Annotated in this window: 17 protein-coding genes; 5 read left to right on the plus strand and 12 right to left on the minus strand. The window is 65.2% G+C overall.

Annotated features, from left to right (window positions below; all coding sequences use genetic code 11):
- Positions 1 to 277 precede the first annotated feature (277 nt).
- Positions 278 to 970 carry a DUF3159 domain-containing protein gene (locus HQ354_RS23355; protein WP_222635721.1) on the minus strand — a complete coding sequence of 231 codons (693 nt, stop codon included), beginning with the start codon at positions 968 to 970 and terminating at the stop codon, positions 278 to 280.
- A 148-nt stretch (positions 971 to 1,118) separates the two neighbouring features.
- On the opposite strand from HQ354_RS23355, the gene HQ354_RS23360 reads away from it, so the two are divergent.
- Entirely contained in the window at positions 1,119 to 2,261 is a 1,143-nt protein-coding gene (locus HQ354_RS23360; RefSeq protein WP_222635722.1) for a MalY/PatB family protein, read from the plus strand.
- A gap of 5 nt (positions 2,262 to 2,266) precedes the next feature.
- Here the strand turns inward: HQ354_RS23360 and HQ354_RS23365 are convergent, their stop codons facing one another.
- Entirely contained in the window at positions 2,267 to 3,193 is a 927-nt protein-coding gene (locus HQ354_RS23365) for a DMT family transporter (RefSeq protein ID WP_243636627.1), read from the minus strand.
- A gap of 89 nt (positions 3,194 to 3,282) precedes the next feature.
- Between HQ354_RS23365 and HQ354_RS23370 the strand changes: the two genes are divergently transcribed.
- Both HQ354_RS23370 and HQ354_RS23375 read left to right on the plus strand, forming a co-directional pair.
- Positions 3,283 to 4,236: a LysR family transcriptional regulator gene (locus HQ354_RS23370; RefSeq protein ID WP_222635723.1), complete on the plus strand. Its 954-nt coding sequence runs from the start codon at positions 3,283 to 3,285 to the stop codon at positions 4,234 to 4,236.
- Between the two features lie 15 nt (positions 4,237 to 4,251).
- The gene (locus tag HQ354_RS23375; protein WP_222635724.1) at positions 4,252 to 4,617 is read left to right on the plus strand and encodes a RidA family protein; all 366 of its coding nucleotides are present in this window, start codon (positions 4,252 to 4,254) and stop codon (positions 4,615 to 4,617) included.
- A gap of 10 nt (positions 4,618 to 4,627) precedes the next feature.
- Here HQ354_RS23375 and HQ354_RS23380 read toward each other — a convergent pair whose 3' ends face one another.
- From HQ354_RS23380 to HQ354_RS23410, 7 genes are read right to left on the minus strand one after another with little or no spacing between them, the layout of a single operon-like run.
- The gene (locus tag HQ354_RS23380; protein ID WP_308115281.1) at positions 4,628 to 5,662 is read right to left on the minus strand and encodes a LacI family DNA-binding transcriptional regulator; all 1,035 of its coding nucleotides are present in this window, start codon (positions 5,660 to 5,662) and stop codon (positions 4,628 to 4,630) included.
- 42 nt (positions 5,663 to 5,704) lie between these two features.
- Complete coding sequence (locus HQ354_RS23385) at positions 5,705 to 6,943, minus strand: alpha-hydroxy acid oxidase (protein ID WP_068426171.1); 1,239 nt, start codon at positions 6,941 to 6,943, stop codon at positions 5,705 to 5,707.
- Between the two features lie 20 nt (positions 6,944 to 6,963).
- Positions 6,964 to 8,436 carry a rhamnulokinase family protein gene (locus HQ354_RS23390; RefSeq protein ID WP_068425245.1) on the minus strand — a complete coding sequence of 491 codons (1,473 nt, stop codon included), beginning with the start codon at positions 8,434 to 8,436 and terminating at the stop codon, positions 6,964 to 6,966.
- Positions 8,433 to 10,490, minus strand: a complete 2,058-nt coding sequence (locus HQ354_RS23395; RefSeq protein ID WP_068425249.1) for a bifunctional rhamnulose-1-phosphate aldolase/short-chain dehydrogenase — start codon at positions 10,488 to 10,490, stop codon at positions 8,433 to 8,435. Before HQ354_RS23395 ends, HQ354_RS23390 begins: the two co-directional genes overlap by 4 nt.
- 3 nt (positions 10,491 to 10,493) lie before the next feature.
- Positions 10,494 to 11,663, minus strand: coding sequence for an L-rhamnose isomerase (gene rhaI, locus HQ354_RS23400; protein WP_068425251.1), 1,170 nt, complete (start codon positions 11,661 to 11,663; stop codon positions 10,494 to 10,496).
- The gene (locus tag HQ354_RS23405) at positions 11,660 to 13,006 is read right to left on the minus strand and encodes an MFS transporter (RefSeq protein ID WP_068425253.1); all 1,347 of its coding nucleotides are present in this window, start codon (positions 13,004 to 13,006) and stop codon (positions 11,660 to 11,662) included. The genes rhaI and HQ354_RS23405 overlap by 4 nt, the downstream gene beginning before the upstream one ends.
- A gap of 44 nt (positions 13,007 to 13,050) precedes the next feature.
- A complete protein-coding gene (locus HQ354_RS23410) occupies positions 13,051 to 13,401 on the minus strand; it encodes an L-rhamnose mutarotase (protein ID WP_222635725.1) in 351 nt (116 codons plus the stop codon).
- Between the two features lie 207 nt (positions 13,402 to 13,608).
- Here HQ354_RS23410 and HQ354_RS23415 point away from each other — a divergent pair, with 207 nt between their 5' ends.
- Positions 13,609 to 13,986 carry a hypothetical protein gene (locus HQ354_RS23415; RefSeq protein WP_114328821.1) on the plus strand — a complete coding sequence of 126 codons (378 nt, stop codon included), beginning with the start codon at positions 13,609 to 13,611 and terminating at the stop codon, positions 13,984 to 13,986.
- Entirely contained in the window at positions 13,983 to 14,549 is a 567-nt protein-coding gene (locus HQ354_RS23420; protein WP_222635726.1) for a zeta toxin family protein, read from the plus strand. Before HQ354_RS23415 ends, HQ354_RS23420 begins: the two co-directional genes overlap by 4 nt.
- Before the next feature lie 3 nt (positions 14,550 to 14,552).
- Here HQ354_RS23420 and HQ354_RS23425 read toward each other — a convergent pair whose 3' ends face one another.
- The 3 genes from HQ354_RS23425 to HQ354_RS23435 all read right to left on the minus strand — a co-directional run bounded on the left by HQ354_RS23425 (position 14,553) and on the right by HQ354_RS23435 (position 17,328).
- Positions 14,553 to 15,338, minus strand: coding sequence for a TIM barrel protein (locus HQ354_RS23425; RefSeq protein WP_222635727.1), 786 nt, complete (start codon positions 15,336 to 15,338; stop codon positions 14,553 to 14,555).
- Positions 15,335 to 16,351, minus strand: a complete 1,017-nt coding sequence (locus tag HQ354_RS23430; RefSeq protein WP_222635728.1) for a Gfo/Idh/MocA family oxidoreductase — start codon at positions 16,349 to 16,351, stop codon at positions 15,335 to 15,337. The genes HQ354_RS23425 and HQ354_RS23430 overlap by 4 nt, the downstream gene beginning before the upstream one ends.
- Before the next feature lie 86 nt (positions 16,352 to 16,437).
- On the minus strand, positions 16,438 to 17,328 hold the full coding sequence (locus HQ354_RS23435) for a DUF1295 domain-containing protein (RefSeq protein ID WP_222635729.1): 891 nt from the start codon (positions 17,326 to 17,328) through the stop codon (positions 16,438 to 16,440).
- Between the last annotated feature and the right edge of the window lie 25 nt (positions 17,329 to 17,353).

Raw genomic sequence — 17,353 nt, forward strand, 5'->3', positions numbered from 1 at the left:
ACGACACCCCCTCCGCCTCCGCATCGGACACATACCACTCCGGCACCGACGGCACCTCCGACGACCAATCAACGCCCCCACCAACAGCATTCACCGAAACCGCCCCCATCGACTCGTCCCCCACGACCATCAACCACACCATAGCCGCACCCACCGACAAGTTCCGGAACACCGGTTCGAGGCAGACCCACACCGCCACAGCCGATTACAGATTCGGCCAAAACCAAAACTCGCCGACGGATTTCCGTCGGCGAGTCTGTCGGTAACTACAACGTTCTCACACCCGTGCCGGCTCCGCGAGATGCTTGGTCGACCGACGGAACGCCCACACCGTGACGAGTACGGACAGCGCGAACAACGGTGTGCCCATTGCGATTTTCGCGAATGCCAACCATCCCGTGGCGTCGGTGTCGTACAGCCAGTCCTGCACGATGTAGCGGGCGCCGAACAGCACGGCGAACGTCAGCGTGGCGACGTCGTGCGCGCGGAGAACAGTGCGCTCTGCGCGCCAACGGAACCTGTTGCCGTGCAGCGCGCTCCAGAGTATTCCTGTCAACGGCCGGCGTGCCAGAACCGACGCGAGCATGATCACCGCACCGCCGAGCGACGTCCAGATACCGATCAGGAAGTATCCGCTGCCGGATCCGGTCCACGCGGCGACAACTCCAGCGGCGACAACGCCGATCAGTCCGCCGATCGCTTGTGAGATCGGTTCACCTCGTCGCATGCGAACCACGGTGATGACGAGCGCGACAGCGACGGCAATGCCGATCGCGGCAGGGAGTGCGACGAGCGCGTTGGCGGTCACGAAGGCCACGACCGGAATCGCTGTGTAGATGATGCCGCTGACACCGCCGAGACTGTTCAGCAGTACCTGCGTGGCATCGACGTCCTTCGCTTGCTCCTGAGCTGGGTCCGGCGTCGTCATCGTGCCCTCCTCGTCGATCGTTGCTGTGGCGTTGTCGTTCATGTTCTCCACTGTCGTCGCGACGACGTGCCCACAACAGTGCAGACCACCATGAGATGAAGTTACGACGCCATTGATCGGCCATGACGGATGTCATGGATCGCCCCGCTAGCCTGGGACAGTGCCCACACAGCATCGAGGAGGCCGGACCATGACATCTGCGGATTCGATGGAAACGCTCCGCAAGCGCACCAGCGAGAAATGGCGCACCCACCCTGACGATGTGCTGCCGATGTTCGTCGCCGAGATGGATTTTCCACTCGCACCGCCGATCAGAGCGGCGCTGCACGCTGCGCTGGACGCGGGTGACACCGGGTACGTCGATCCACACGACGCCAGTGCTGCACGGGCTTTCGCGTCGTACGCCTCGGATGTCTGGAACTGGGATGCGAACCCGGAACGTATGGGGTACGCCACCGACGTCAGTGTCGTCATCGTCGAGTCCCTGCGCAGACTCATCGAACCGGGTGACGGCGTGATCATCAACCCACCGATCTACCCACCGTTCTTCGAGCTTGTCCCCGAAGCAGGTGGTCGCGTCGTCGAAGTACCGTTGTCCGACGACGGTCGGCAGTACTCGCTCGATCTCGACGGCATCGACCGCGCCTTCGAGAAAGGAGCCCGTGCACTCCTGTTGTGCAGCCCGCACAACCCCGTCGGACTGGTGCATTCACGTGAAACACTGACCGAGTTGTCGCGCATCGTCGCTCGTCACGATGCGGTGGTCGTCAGCGACGAAATTCATGCCCCACTGACGCACCACGGCACGACGTTCACGCCCTACCTGACGGTGTCCGACGAGGCGCGCGAACACGGTATCGCAGCCGAATCCGGTAGCAAGGCATTCAATCTCGCCGGATTGATGAGCGCGCTGTTCGTCGCCGAATCCGACCGCATGACCGACCTCATACGGGGCCTACCCGACGAGGTGGCCTTCCGCGCGGGACTACTCGGACTCATGGCTACGCGCGAAGGCTTCACACACGGTCGAGAATGGCTCGCCGCCACGATCTCGACGATCGAACGCAACTTCACCGTCCTGGAACAACAACTCGCGGAGAAGCTTCCGCACGTCACGCTACGACGGCCGAATGCGACCTACCTTGCATGGTTGGATCTGCGCGGCCTCGGCTGGGGCGACGACCCTGCCGACCGTGCACTCCACCACGCGAAACTCGCTCTGTCCGACGGCATCAGCTTCGGCACGGAAGGTAGGGGCTTCGCGAGGATGAACCTGGCCTGCGCACCGGACACGATCGTCGAGGCGATCGACCGCCTCGCCCGCGCACTGTGAGCCCGCTACACCGGTGAGGGCTGACTCGGACGCTGCAGCTCGTCGGTGGGATCGATCGTCGACGACTGCTTCTTCTCCGCGGTCACAACAGTTCCCACGGTGGCGACGATGACGAGAGCAATAGCCGACAGGCGCAGAACACCCGCACTCTGATGCAGCAGCAGCCAACCTGCGAGCGTCGCGAAGATCGGTTCGAGGCTGAGCAGCACTCCGAACACGTTGCGCGGAATGCGCCGTAGGGCAGCAAGTTCGAGTGAATACGGTATGGCCGACGACAGTAGCCCCACCAGGGCGACGATCGCCAACACCTTCGGATCGGCGAACGCCTCGATGCCCTGCATCATGCCGATCGGCATGATGCAGATCGAGCCGACAGCAAGTGCGACGGCGAGGCCGCCGGTGCCCGGAACATCCTGCGCGACACGTGCATTCGCGAGGATGTACAGCGACCAGAATCCGGCCGCGAGGAGCGCGAACAGTACGCCGATCGGGTCGAGCGACGTCGAATGCACGGCCGATTCGATCCCGAGCATCGCCATTCCCACCAGGGCGACACCTGCCCAGCACAGGTCGACGCGCCGACGCGACAACACCGCCGCGAGAACCAGTGGACCGAGGAACTCGATCGACACGGCCACACCGAGGGGAATTCGTTCGATGGCGGCGTAGAACGACCCGTTCATCGCCGCCAACGACGCACCGAGCGCGCAGACGACCTTCCACTGAGCCCGCGACCATTGCCGGACTCGGGGACGAACGAACACCGCGAGCAACACGGCTGCGATGGCGAGACGGGCGGCGGTGACCGCCCAGGACCCGGCCAGCGGGAATATCTGGACCGCCAGCGCGGCGCCGAACTGCAACGACACACACGATCCGACGATCATCGCCACTGCGGACCCGGTGCCTTGCATTCGACTGAAACTTGCCATGGATTCAGCTTTGCGGACCGTCTAAGGTAAGTCCAGCGAATCATTTTTACCAATATCGATCACAGTTACTTACCTATCAGGGAGATCGCATGTTGAACGTCCCGCGGTTGCGCGTTCTGCTCGAACTGCAGCGTCGGGGAACACTCGCAGGCGTGGCACGCGCGCTCTCGTACACGCCGTCTGCCGTCTCTCAGCAGTTGTCGCTGCTCGAGAAGGAGGTGGGCGTGCGCCTGCTGGAGCCGGTGGGACGCGGCGTCACGCTGACCGACGCGGCTGTCGGTCTCGCCGCACACGCCGAGGTTGTCCTTCGGCAGCTCGAAGAGGCCGAATCGGATCTGGCTGCCGCGCAGTCGGCAGTCCAGGGGACGTTGCGGGTCGCGTCGTTCCAAACCGTCGTGTTCGCGATCGTTCCCGCCGTCCTGGATCTTCTGGCCGTCGAGCATCCGTCGTTGTCCGTCGAGTTCGATCAGCACCACATGGGACAGGCGTACGACGGGTTGCTCTCGCATACGTACGACCTGATCCTCGGCGAGGAGTACCCCGGGCTGCCCGAGGAGGTCAGGCCCAACGTCGATCGGGCCGATCTCGCCGCAGATCTACTGATGCTCGCAGTGCCCGACGGCACGGACTGGTTGTCGCCCGGACGGCGACTCGTCGATCTGGCCGACGCGCCGTGGGCGATGGACCCGGCCGACACCCCGACCGGCATCTGGGGGCGCTCGGTGTGCCGGGCAGCCGGGTTCGAACCCAGGGTCACGTTCGTCAGCCCCGACCCGCTCATGCATGCGCACCTCGTCCGGACCGGCCATGCGGCCGCGTTCATTCCCGCCTTGATCGCCGCCGACCAGTCCGACGGTCTCGAGCTCAGCACGTTGCCAGGACGACCTCAGCGCACGATCTACACCGCTGTCCGGGAAGGCCGCGGTCGCCATCCCGCCGTCCGCGCCTTCCGTGCCGCACTGGCGACGGCGTCGGCGTCGCGCACCCCCGTCGACAGCGTCGGTGAAATTCTCGCCCCGGATCCGGCGTCCCCCACTCGCTGAAGGAAGATTGCAGCCATGAGCAACAGAACCAACATCTCGTCCGGCTCCGAGTGGGAACCGAAGATCGGATACAGCCGCGCCGTCCGCATCGGTAACACCGTCGCGGTCTCGGGCACGACGGCACCGGGCGAGACCGTCGCCGACCAGACTCGCGCTGCCCTCGCGACCATCGAAGCAGCTCTCGTCGACGCGGGCGCATCCCTGCAGGACGTCATCCGCACTCGCATCTACCTGCGCGACGTGTCGCAGTGGCAGGACGTCGCCGCCGTCCACGGTGAGATCTTCGGAGCCATCCGGCCCGCCACCACGCTGCTCGGCGTGAATGCACTGATCGACGACGCCCTCCTGGTCGAGATCGAGGCCGACGCGATCATTTCCTGACGTCCGACGGCTACGCCTTCCGCGTGTCGGCGGGAGGCGTGGCCGCAGTCGTCGACGCCCGCACGGTCAGCGTCGGCTTGAACCGAACATGCCTCGGGGGTGCCGACGGGTCTGCTACCGATCGCTCGAGCAAATCGACTGCGGCATGGCCGATGTCGCGGCTCGGCTGACGAACGGACGACAGCGAGACGACAGCCGACGCCGCGAAATCGATGTCGTCGTACCCGATGACGGCGATGTCGTCCGGTACCACCGAGCGACCGAGCAGGACCAGACTCTGCAGAACACCCAGTGCGAGAAGGTCGTTCGCGCAGAAGATCGCGTCGGGCCTGTCCTGCGGAGCACGGTCGACGATGGCGGCCGCGGCGGCCCTGCCCGCGAGGACGCTCGAGTCGGGTGTGTCGACGACCTCGAGTTCGGTTCCGTCGAATTCCTGTGCGGCGGCGCGTGCACCACGCAGGCGGTCCGCGACCTGCCTGAGACTCGACGGCCCGCCGACGTAGGCCAGTCGCCTGCGCCCCTGCTCGCACAGGTGACGCACTGCCATCGCGCCGCCCGCGACGTCGTCCACCGCGACCGACGAGAACGGCGTACCCGTGCCGTCCCGGTCGACCAACACCACCGGAGTTCCGCGCGACTGCAACAGCTCGAGCCGGGACAGATTCTCGCCGACCGGTGACACCAGCACCCCGTGAACCCGCTGTTCGTCGAATGTGTCGAGGTACAGCCGCTCACGGTCGGGCTTGTCGTCGGTCGACGCCGACAGGACCATCAGATTGCGTTCGAACGCATTCGCTTCCGCGCCGCGAGCAATGTCGGTGAAGAACGGGTTCCCCAGGTCGAGGACGACGAGACCGATGCATCGCGACCGTCCCGCGCGCAGTTGCCGGGCGGCGTCGTTGCGTACGAAGCCCAATTCGTCGATGGCCGCCATGACCCGGTCCACGGTGGCAGGCGCCACCTTGTCCGGCGCGTTCAGCACGTTCGAGACCGTGCCGACGGACACACCGGCCGCGGCGGCCACCTGCTTCATGCTCTTTGCCACGACAGCAGTCTTCCAGCTCCGCGTATGTCGGCGAACGCGGTATCAGGAACGGGGCCGCGGCACCAGACGCTCGAGCTGCGTCACGTGGCCCGGTTCGAGTTCTTCGAGCGACGTGACGCCGAGCAGCCGCATCGTGCGCTCGACCTGTTCGGACAGAATGTCGATCGCCCGGTTCACGCCTGCCTCACCGCCCGCCATCAGCCCGTACAGGTACGCACGCCCGACCAGCGTGAATCGGGCGCCGAGCGCAATGGACGCGACGATGTCGGCGCCCGACATGATGCCGGTGTCGAGCATCACCTCGGTGTCCGAACCCACCTCCCGTGCGACATCGGGCAGCAGATGGAACGGGATGGGGGCGCGATCGAGCTGTCGCCCACCGTGATTGGACAGGATGAGGCCGTCCGCTCCGAGGTCCGTGACGGCTTTCGCGTCGTCCAGCGTCTGAATTCCCTTGACCACCAGCTTTCCTGGCCACTGCGTCTTGATCCAGGCGAGGTCCTCGAAGGTGACCGTCGGATCGAACATCGTGTCGAGCAGTTCGGCGACGGTGCCGGACCAGCGGTCGATCGACGCGAACGACAGCGGCTCGGTCGTGAGGAAGTCGATCCACCACTGCGGCCGAGGGAGCGCATTCATCACCGTCCCGGGCGTCAGCGCAGGCGGAATGGTCATACCGTTGCGCTTGTCGCGCAGCCGTGCACCCGCCACCGGGACATCGACGGTGACGAGCAGGGTGTCGAAATTCGCCTTCGCCGCCCGCTCGACGAGAGCCATCGAGCGCTCGCGGTCCTTCCACATGTACAGCTGAAACCAATTGCGGCCGTGCGGATTCGCGTCGCGCACATCCTCGATGGAGTGCGTTCCCATCGTCGACAACGAGAACGGAATTCCCGCACGGGCCGCAGCGCGCGCCCCGGCGATCTCGCCCTCGGTCTGCATCATGCGTGTGAACCCGGTCGGCGCGATGCCGAATGGCTGCGCGACCGGTGCACCGAGCACGTCCCACCCGGTCGATACCTTCGACACATCGCGCAGGATCGACGGGCGAAATTCGATGTCCTGGAACGCCTGTCGCGCACGCGTGATCGACAACTCGGCTTCGGCCGATCCGTCGGTGTAGTCGAAGGCGGCCGTCGGAGTGCGACGCTTGGCGATCTTTCGAAGATCCTCGATCGTCAGGGCCGCGTCGAGACGGCGCTTCTTCGCGTTCAGCTGCGGCTTCTTGAACTGCATGAGGGGCGCGAGATCGCGCACCTTCGGGACCTGCCTCTTGACCATTGCTGATCCTTTCTCGTTGTTCATGCCGTTCTCGCCCGCTGCGAACAGGTGCGGGAGACCGCTGGTGTGTACTGCGTCGGCGGGAACGTGGTTGCAACGATACGACGCAGCCGGTCGAGTTCACCGTGAATCGAACCGTGGGCACGTGCCTGTACCAGGACGTTACCCAACGCCGTTGCTTCCGCCGGTCCAGCAAGGACCGGGATACCCGACCGATCCGCCAGAATCTTGCACAGCAGCGAATTCTGGGCTCCGCCGCCGACGACGTGAATCTGCCGGGCCGAGAAGCCTGCGAGCGACGCCGCGTCGTGCACCGCACGGGCGAATGCCGCGGCCAACGACTCGACGACGGCGCGAACCATCTCCACTCGCGACGACGGCGCGTCGAGGTCTCGCTCCAGATACCAGGAGCGGATCCGCCGCGGCATGTCGCCGCGGGACAGGAACACCGGGTCGTCGGCGTCGAAGACGTGCGCAGGCGATGGGCATTGGGCCGCGGCAGCGAGCATCGTCGGCAGATCGACCGGCGCTCCGTCGGACCGGCTCCACTCTCGCACGGTCTCCGACAGCAGCCACAGTCCCATGACGTTGTGCAACAGTCTGTTTCGGCCGTCGACCCCGGCCTCGTTGGTGAATCCCGCCTCGCGCACGGCTGAACCGAGCACCGGGGCCGCGGTTTCCGCTCCGACGAGTCCCCACGTGCCACAGGATATGTACACCGACGACGAAGGATCCATCGGAACTGCCGCAACCGCCGACGCCGTGTCGTGCGAACCGACCGTGGTGACGACAGCACTCGTGTCCACGTCGAGCACGCCGGGCAGTACCGGACCCAACACGGTCCCAGGGTCGACCACGTCCGCGAACAGCGACGGGTCGAGTCCGAGCCGTGCCATCAGATCGACATCGGGCACCCCGTCGGTTCCGAACAGGCCCGTCGTGGATGCATTGGTCCGTTCGGTGACCTCGCGTCCGGTCAACCAGTACGAGACGAGGTCCGGCACCAGCAGAGCCCGATCTGCGACGCCCAGCAGTCCGTCTTCCTTCTCGACCGCAAGCTGATACACCGTGTTGAACGGCAAGAACTGTAAACCGTTGCGAGAGAACAATTCTTCACGGCCGACGACGGATTCGACCAGTTGGACGCCGCGCTCGGACCGTTCGTCACGGTAGTGATGCGGCAGGCCGAGCAGTCGCCCACCGCGCAGCAGACCGTAGTCGACGGCCCAGGAATCGACGCCGATACTCACCAGGTTCTCCGACTGCCGCACGACGTCGGCCAGCCCCTTTCGGATGTGCCCGAACAAGCCTGGCACGTCCGTGTGCAGTGCAGTCCTGGTTCCGTTCCACAACCGCAGGGGTTCGTTGGGGAAACGCGCCACGACGTCGAGATCCAGCACATCCCGTCCTGCGGCGTCGGTGCCGACCACGCCGACCACGACGCGACCGCTCGTCGCGCCGAGGTCGACTGCCGCGACCGTCGACAGGCTCATCGCAGGAATGCCGCCGCGACTCCTGCATCGACGGGCACGTGCAGGCCCGTCGTGTGCGAGAAGTCCGACGTGCACAGTGCGAACGCAGCACCCGCGATGTTCTCCGGCAGCACCTCACGCTTCAACAGCGTGCGCTGCGCGTAGAACTTGCCCAGGTCCTTCTCCTCGACACCGTAGACCGCGGCGCGCGAGGCGCCCCAGCCGGCCGCGAAGATGCCCGATCCCTGCACGACACCGTCGGGGTTGATGCCGTTGACCTTGACGCCGTGCTCACCGAGTTCCGCTGCGAGCAAACGAACTTGGTGCGCCTGGTCGGCCTTGGTCGCCGAGTACGCGATGTTGTTCGGGCCGGCGAACACCGAGTTCTTGGACGAGATGTACAGAATGTCACCGCCCATCTTCTGCGCGATCAGCGCCGACGCAGCCGCGCGGGACACCAGGAACGATCCCCGTGCCATGACGTCGTGCTGCAGGTCCCAATCCGCGACGGTCGTCTCCAGCAGCGGCTTCGACAGCGACAGGCCGGCGTTGTTCACGACGAGGTCGATGCCACCGAATGCCAACACCGTCGCGTCGACAGCCGCCTGCACCGCAGCTTCGTCGGTGACGTCGGCGCGCACACCGATCGCGACGTCGGTGCTGCCGATCTCGGCCGCGACGTCGGCCGCCTTCTGCTCGTCCAGGTCCGCGATGACGACGCACGCGCCTTCCGCCGCGAGCCGGCGCGCAATGGCCTTCCCGATTCCCGACGCGGCCCCCGTGACCAGCGCGATGCGCGTCGCCAATGGCTTGGGTTTCGGCATCCGTGCGAGCTTGGCCTCCTCCAGCGCCCAGTACTCGATGCGGAACTTCTCGGATTCGTCGATGGGACTGTACGTCGACACCGATTCCGCGCCGCGCATGACGTTGACGGCGTTGACGTAGAACTCGCCCGCGACGCGTGCGGTCTGCTTGTTGGCGCCGTAGCTGAACATGCCGACACCGGGGATCAGGACGATGGCGGGATCGGCGCCGCGCATCGCCGGAGAGTCCTCGGTCGCGAAGCGCTCGTAGTAGGCCTGGTAGTCCTTGCGGTAGGCCTCGTGCAGCGTCTGCAGGCGCTGCACGCACTGTTCGACGGGTGCATCCGCCGGCAGGTCGAGAACGAGAGGCTTGACCTTGGTGCGCAGGAAGTGGTCGGGGCAGCTCGTGCCGAGGGCGGCAAGGCGCGGGTGTTCGCTCGCGGCCAGGAAGTCCAGTACGACCTGCGAATCCGTGTAGTGCCCGACCTTCGGTTCGTCGGTCGACGCAAGGCCGCGAATGTGCGGGGCCAGTGCCGCTGCCTTCGCGCGGCGCTCGGCCTCCGGGAGCGCGGCATAGCCGTCGAGTGGTGCGCCGAACGGCTCGGCCGTGCCGTGCTCGGCCAGATACGCCTCGGCCGTGCGGATGATGTGGAGCGAGTTCGCTTCCGCATCGTCGGACGTCTCACCCCATGCGGTGATGCCGTGGCCGCCGAGAATACAGCCGATGGCCTGCGGGTTGGCCGCCTTGATCGCCGAGATGTCCAGTCCGAGCTGGAAACCCGGACGTCGCCACGGAACCCAGACGACGGTGTCGCCGTAGATCTTCCGGGTCAGCTCCTCGCCGTCGGCAGCGGTCGCGATCGCGATACCCGAATCGGGATGCAGGTGGTCGACGTGAGGTGCGTCGACGAGTCCGTGCATCGCCGTGTCGATCGACGGCGCAGCACCCCCGCGGCCGTGCAGGGTGTAGTCGAACGCCGCGACCATCTCGTCCTCGCGGTCCACGCCGGGATAGACGTCGACGAGCGAACGGAGCCGGTCGAGTCTGAGCACGGCCAGCCCGGCCTCTGTCAACGTGCCGAGATCGCCTCCGGATCCCTTGACCCACATCAATTCCACGTCGGCACCCGTGACCGGATCGATGTCGGTGCCCTTGGCGGAGGTGTTGCCACCTGCGTAGTTGGTGTTGCTCGGATCGGAGCCGAGACGGTTCGATCTGGACAGAAGGTCTCGAACGGTCGGGTTCATCGTCACTTCCTGCTCTGTTGTCATGGTTCACGCACCCCAGGACGTCTGGGTTCCGCCGACGCGTTCGGCCTCGATCTTCTCCTGGTAGCCCGATTCGGCGTAGGCACGCATCGGATCGGCCGGCAGCCCGCGGCCCTCACGCCACGACGCCAGCTGCGGGCGAACGTCGGTGTAGAACGCGTCCATGAAGATCCCGTTGGCAGCCAGCACGTCTCCCGTTTCCTGCGCGGCCGTCAATGCTGCGGTGTCGACGAGCGCCGCACGCAACGTCATTTCCTGCACGTTCAGAACCGATCGGATCTGACCGGGAATCTTCGCCTCGACGTTGTGGCACTGATCGAGCATCAACGCCAGGTCGGAGTCGGGTGCAAGACCGCCCCCACGGATCACCTCGAACAGAATTCGGAAGAGCTGGAACGGATCCGCTGCACCGACGATGAGGTCGTCGTCCGCGTAGAAACGGGAATTGAAGTCGAACGATCCGAGCTTTCCGAGGCGCAGCAGCTGCGCGACGATGAACTCGATGTTGGTCCCCGGTGCGTGATGCCCGGTGTCGAGGCACACCGCGGCGCGATCGCCGAGAGCAACCGTGTGCGCGTACGAGGTGCCCCAGTCCGGAACGTCGGTGACGTAGAACGCGGGCTCGAAGAACTTGTACTCGAGCACCAGTCGTTGGCCTTCGCCGACGTGCTGATAGATCGCGGCGAGCGATTCGGCCAGCCTGTCCTGGCGACCGCGGATGTCCCCTTGGCCGGGGTAGTTCGTGCCGTCGGCCAGCCACACCTTCAGATCCTGCGAACCGATCTCGGTCATGATCTCGAGGCACCGCAGGTGGTGGTCGATCGCTCTCTGCCGCACCGTCTTGTCGGTGTGGGTCAGGCTGCCGAACTTGTACTCGTCGTCCTGGAACGTATTCGAGTTGACAGTTCCCAGACGCACTCCCAGATCGGCAGCGTACGACTTCAATTCGGTGTAGCTGTCGACCGTGTCCCATGGAATGTGCAGGGCCACAGCGGGAGCCAGTCCCGTCAGACGATGCACGGTCGCCGCGTCGGCGATCTTCTCCTGGATCGTCCTTGGCGTGCCGGGTGTACCGAACACCTTGAAGCGAGTTCCGGAGTTCCCGAAGGCCCAGGACGGAAGTTCGATGGCGAGCGCGTCGAGAATGCTGTCGGGTCGAACGGTATGTGTTGTCACAGTGCACGCTCCGGGGTGGGGCTCGGGGTCTGGCGGGGGGTGGTCAGGTCGTCGGAAACGACGGTTCCATAGCGCTCGATCTCGATCTCGGGCAACGACTTTCCGCGCGTGTTCGGTGCGAACACTGCGCCGATCGCCAGTGCCACCGTGAGAAGGCCGATGAGCAGAAGTCCGACTGTGGTGAGCCCGGTGGCGGCCAGAAGCGTCGGGAAGAAGTAGCTGAGCAGTCCGGTGGCCGTCCGCACGACGAAGAACATGAAGCCCTGAGCGCTGGCGCGGTACGGCGTCGCGAACAGCTCACTCGCCCACAGGCTGTAGAACGCCTGCGCGCCGATTCCGCTGGAGATGCCCCACGTGATCGCGAAGATCAACAGGGTGGGCATACCCGCGTCGGTGAAGAACACCAAGATGGCCCACGCGGCGATGCCCAGTGCCGCGCCGATCGAGTACAGCAGTCGCTGCGACATGCGATCCGCGAACTTCATGAACCCGAAGTACGTCGCGGCAACGGTGCATCCCCACACGAGAACCTGCAGAAGATTCTGTTCGACGGCACTCTCCACTCCGGCACTCTCGTAGACGCGCGGCATGAAGATACCCGCCTGGCCGGCGACAGTGTTCCAGAAGCCGTAGATGCCGATGAGCACCAGAAGTGCGGTGATGTTCACTCGTTTGGTGAACAGTCCCTTCAAACCTGCTGCGCCGAAGGTCTTCTCGCGAGTAGCAGCGCTTGCAGTGTCGGCGGCCTCGTCCTTCCAGATGGCCGACTCGGGCAACCCCTGCCGAATCCACCAGACCACCGCAGCCACGACGAACAGATGCACGAAGATGATGCGCGATCCGAGCAGATCGAGCGGCGCGAGGAGCGCGGCGAGAGCGAAGCCGATGAACGGGCCGACGGACCAGGCAAGTTGCGCTGTTCCGACGTGCCGGGCTCGTTCGCGCGACGGTGCTTGCTCGGCGATGTACGTCCACGAAGCAGGGACGCCTGCTCCGACGGCGACGCCGGTGATGACGAAGGCCGTCAACAGCATCGCGAAGTTCATCGCGAACGCAGCGATGAGAACACCGACCATGTACACGATCAGATCGTAGGTATAGATGGCTTTGCGTCCGTATCGATCACACAGAGGCCCGCCGATACCGGCACCGATGGCGGCGCCGAACGCGTTCGCACTGAACGCCGCGAGTAGTCCGACCGCAAGGTTGCTGATGCCGAACTCGTTCTGCCACAACGTCAGTGAAGTGGCGATCGCAATGATCGAGCCGGCTTCGATGTAGTTGCTCATCGCGACCGATATGGTCGCGCGCCACCCGGTGGTGGACTTGGCGCCGATCTTCATGAGGGCTCCGAAAGGATGTGTGGGGTCAGGGGGATCGAAAGAATTCAGGTCAGATGGAAGTAGTGCGTCAGGAATTCGAGAGGCGCATCCGGGCGCGCTGCGGGCTCGAAGTACTCGGCCATGTTTCGCTGCCATCGGGCGTCGACGTCGGTCGCGCTCATCGCCGCAGTCATCGCGGCGGGATCCTTCGATTCGACGTAGCCGACGACGAGTCCGTCCTCGGGACGGAGAAACAGGGAGTAGTTCTTCCATCCGGTGTCACGCAGCGCATCGAGCATGTCGGGCCAGACGTGTTCGTGAGCCGCCAGATAGTCCTGTACGCGATCCGGCCTGAGCTTGAGCAGGAAGCACACTCTGTGGAGCTCCGCATTGTCGGCGTCTGCGACGGTAGTCATGACTCTCCAGCGACGTAGTGACGGTGAGCCGTCCCGGTGGATCGAAACGCGGATTGAAACGTTTCAATCAATGGCCTGGCTCACATTAGGGCTCGCTCGTGGGCTACGTCAACCCCCTGATCCGGCTCGGGTAGTCCCGAGAACACCGGCCGTTCGCTGTAGCACATTGCTACACTGGGTGTCGCGTGCCGATCGAGGGAGCGAATCATGACGAACGTCGCCGACAGGGTCACGCGGTTCTCGTCCGAACTGGTCGACGCCGCAGCAGCAGAAGGCGAGCGAGAGAACCGCTCGGCCAGGCAACAGCTCGAACACTGGGCTCGGGTGGGCCGTGAGGTATCGAATCAGCGGCAGGTCGCACGTCGACGCGTCGAAGCCGCGCTGGCCGGCCGGACACCGCTGAGTGCGCTCTCCGACGAAGAGGGCGTCGTGTTCAACGCCGAGGTTGCCAGCGCTCTCGAAGAGTCGCTTGCTACCGGCGATCACGTCGCGGATCGCGCTGCACAGGGGCGCGTCACGGTCTCGCTCGACGAGCAGGGACGCGTCGTCAAGCATCTGCCCGACGGTAGCCAGATCGTTCTGTGAGACGACTGGATCTCGTCGTCGGCGCGAACGGTTCCGGTAAGACGACGTTCGTCGAACAGCGCCTCGCGCCGTTGCTTCCGGGAAGTGCGTTCGTGAATGCCGACGTCATCGCGCGGCAGCGCTGGCCCGATGCGCCGGAGGCGCATTCCTACGAGGCCGCGAGGATCGCGTCGACCATTCGCGACGGCCTCGTGTCACAGGGCGAATCGTTCATCGCCGAGACGGTGTTCTCCCACCCGTCGAAACTCGACTTTCTCGACAAGGCCCGCCGGGCGGGCTATGTCGTCGTGCTGCACGTGGTCATGGTTCCCGTCGAACTGTCCGTCGCCCGCGTCGCGGTACGCGTCACCGAGGGTGGGCACGACGTTCCGGAGGACAAGATCCGCGAACGCTTCGATCGGTTGTGGGCGTTGGTAGCCGAAGCGATTCGGCGCTCGCATCATGCCACGGTGTACGACAATTCCGCCCCCGACGTCACCCGCATCGCAGCGAGGTTCGTCGAGGGCGATCTTGTCGGTGACACCACTTGGCCTACATGGGCACCCGCAGAGCTACGACCGTAGAACTCAGCGAGCCGGTGCGAACGCCGCTTCGAACGCGTCCAACGCGGCGTCCGGATCTCCGGACGCCCAGGCTTCCATTCCGACCACACCGGAGTAGCCGATCTTCTTCAGCGCCGATGCCACTGCGCTGTAATTGATTTCGCCCGTACCCGGTTCGCACCGGCCCGGTACATCGGCGACCTGGATCTCACCGATGTACGGCAAGGCCTCGGTGACCAACTCGATCAGGTTCCCTTCTCCGATCTGCGCGTGGTACAGGTCGAGATTCAGACGCAGATTCGGGTGATCGACTGCCTTGACCAACGCCAAGGTGTCCGACGCGGTCGCGAAGGGAGTACCGGGGTGGTCGACCGCGAGGTTGAGATTCTCGAGGACGAACGTCCGACCGGCGGCGGCGCCCAACTCGGCGATCTTGCCCAAAGTGTCTGCGGCAGTGAGCCACATCGACGGCGTCACGACCTCGACCGGCCGAACCGGAAGACCTCCGTCACCGAGACCCGTGCCGTGCAGGTTCAACCGTGGGCAGTCGAGCTTGTCGGCGACCTTCAAGGACTGCGCTGCAGTCGCGAGCAGTTCCTCGATACCGTCCGGCTCGGTCAGGTTCCCCGTGAGATAACCCGTCATCGACGAGAATTCGGCTCCGGATCCGGCGAGCGCATCGATGTCCTTGCTCGACCAGTCCCAGATCTCCACGAGCAGACCGCGTTCGGAGATGCGCTCGATGCGGTCCATCAGCGGCAGGTCCGAAAAGATCATCTCCGCGCACGCGGCGAGCGTCACTCCGCTCATGCGGACACCTCGACAGCCTGTCCTGTTGCGGCGCTGTCGATCGCGGCGAGCGCGATACTCAGCGCGATGCGGGCATCCTCGCCGGTGACCTGGGCCTGCGTTCCGTTCCGGATCGCGTCGACGAACGCGATGAACTCGCCGAGGTACGCGCTGCGCAGCAGATCCGTGTCGCGGCGTGCGGTGTCGATACCGATACCCTCGGGGCCGTAGTACGTCATGTTGCTCGTCAACGAATCTCCCATGGTGACCATGCCACCGGATCCGAACACCTCACCGCGCACGTCGTAGCCGTACAGGGCACTGAAGTTCGCTTCCGCCACGGCAATTGCGCCGTTGTCGAACTCGACCGTCACCACCGCGGTGTCGAGATGACCGTCCGCTTTGGCGTCGGGACGGATCAACGCGTCGGCGATCGCTGTCACGCGCTTGGGGCGCGCGCCCGGGTTCAGGAAGCACAGCGCGTCGAAGTCGTGAATCAAGGTCTCGAGGAAGATCGTTCCCGGTGGGATACGCGCCGGATCGGCGGAGAACGGTCCGGGATCGCGGGTGACCGAGCGGAGCAACTGCGGAGTGCCGACGCGTCCCGCATCGATCGCGGAGCGGGCCGCGATCCATCCCGGCGCGAATCGTCGGTTGAACCCGACCTGAAGGACGACGCCTGCTTCCTTCGCTGCGGCGATCGCTCGGTCCGCGTCGGCGAGGGTCACGGCCATCGGCTTCTCGACGAACACGTGCTTGCCGGCCGCAGCAGCCTGAACGACCAGGTCCGTGTGGGTGCGGGCGGGCGTCGTGATGAGTACTGCGTCGACGTCCGGGCGCGCGAGCACGGCGTCGGCCGACCGCTCGACGACGTCCACGTCGAGATCGGCGGCGAGACGCTCGGCGTTGGGCGTCGGGTCGACGACGGCAACCAACGTGGCACCGGGGACATGGTTCGCGACGAGCTCGGCGTGGCTCGAACCGATCCGGCCTGCGCCGATCAGTGCCATACGCACCGGGGATTTCTTGGACATCAGTTGCTCCGACACTCGGGAAGAAGGACTAGAACGTACTACTGTTACGTTCTAGTGGACGATGCTAGGGCTGCTGATCGGTCCGGTCAAGACCGGGCTCGCCCCGACACGTTCCGAGGCGGACGAGGAACGAAACGCGACACTCGACGAATGACGTCGCGGTATTCCGGGCGACGTTCGAGACTGCGCTGTTCCATCATCGGAATGCTCGCGCCCTGGAACATCGCCAGCATGACGGCGGCACCCGACAGCACCCACCACGCACCAGGACAGGCCGCGAGCCCGAACAGACCGAACGACAACCACACCCCGAACTCGCCGAAATAGTTCGGATGCCTCGACCATGACCACAGCCCGCGATCCATGACCTGCCCCGGCGACCTCCGTGCCACGAAGCGCCGCATTTGCAGATCCGCAATGGTTTCGATGGACAACGCCCCGACACCGACGACGAACGCGACGACGTCGAGCACACCGAACGGCTCACCCGCGCGCGTCGCGACGACGTAGACCGGGATCAGGCCGGCGAACACCTGAAGCGTCGGAAAGATGTGAATTGCAACGAGATCCGCGATCGGACCGAACCGTCCCGCACGCGCACGAAGCAGCGGGTATCGCCAATCCTCCTGCTGCAGAACGCGAAAGCCGACAATCCAGTTGCCGGTCAACCGGATCGACCAGGCCAGCATGACCGTCATCATCAGCCACCAGCGGACCGCGTCGACGTCGGAGCCCGCGTCGAGCCACCAGTAGAACGCCAGAAGCGGCGGGATGACGCTCCAGAAAGCGTCGTAGACACTGGAATTCCGATACAGCCGACTGGCCACGAAGATGATCGCCGTCGCGATCAGATCGGCGATGAGGCCGTCGAGCCACAGCAGGCCGGTGTCCGGACCCCATACGAGCCAGACGTATCCCGCCGCGATCGCGACGGCGTAGGCCATCGTTATTCGACCGAGCGAGACGACCCGACTCATGGACGCACTGTAGTGCGCGGTCCGT

It is taken from the genome of Rhodococcus sp. BP-261 (genome assembly GCF_019835205.1).
In the GTDB taxonomy this organism is placed as follows: domain Bacteria; phylum Actinomycetota; class Actinomycetes; order Mycobacteriales; family Mycobacteriaceae; genus Rhodococcoides; species Rhodococcoides kyotonensis_B.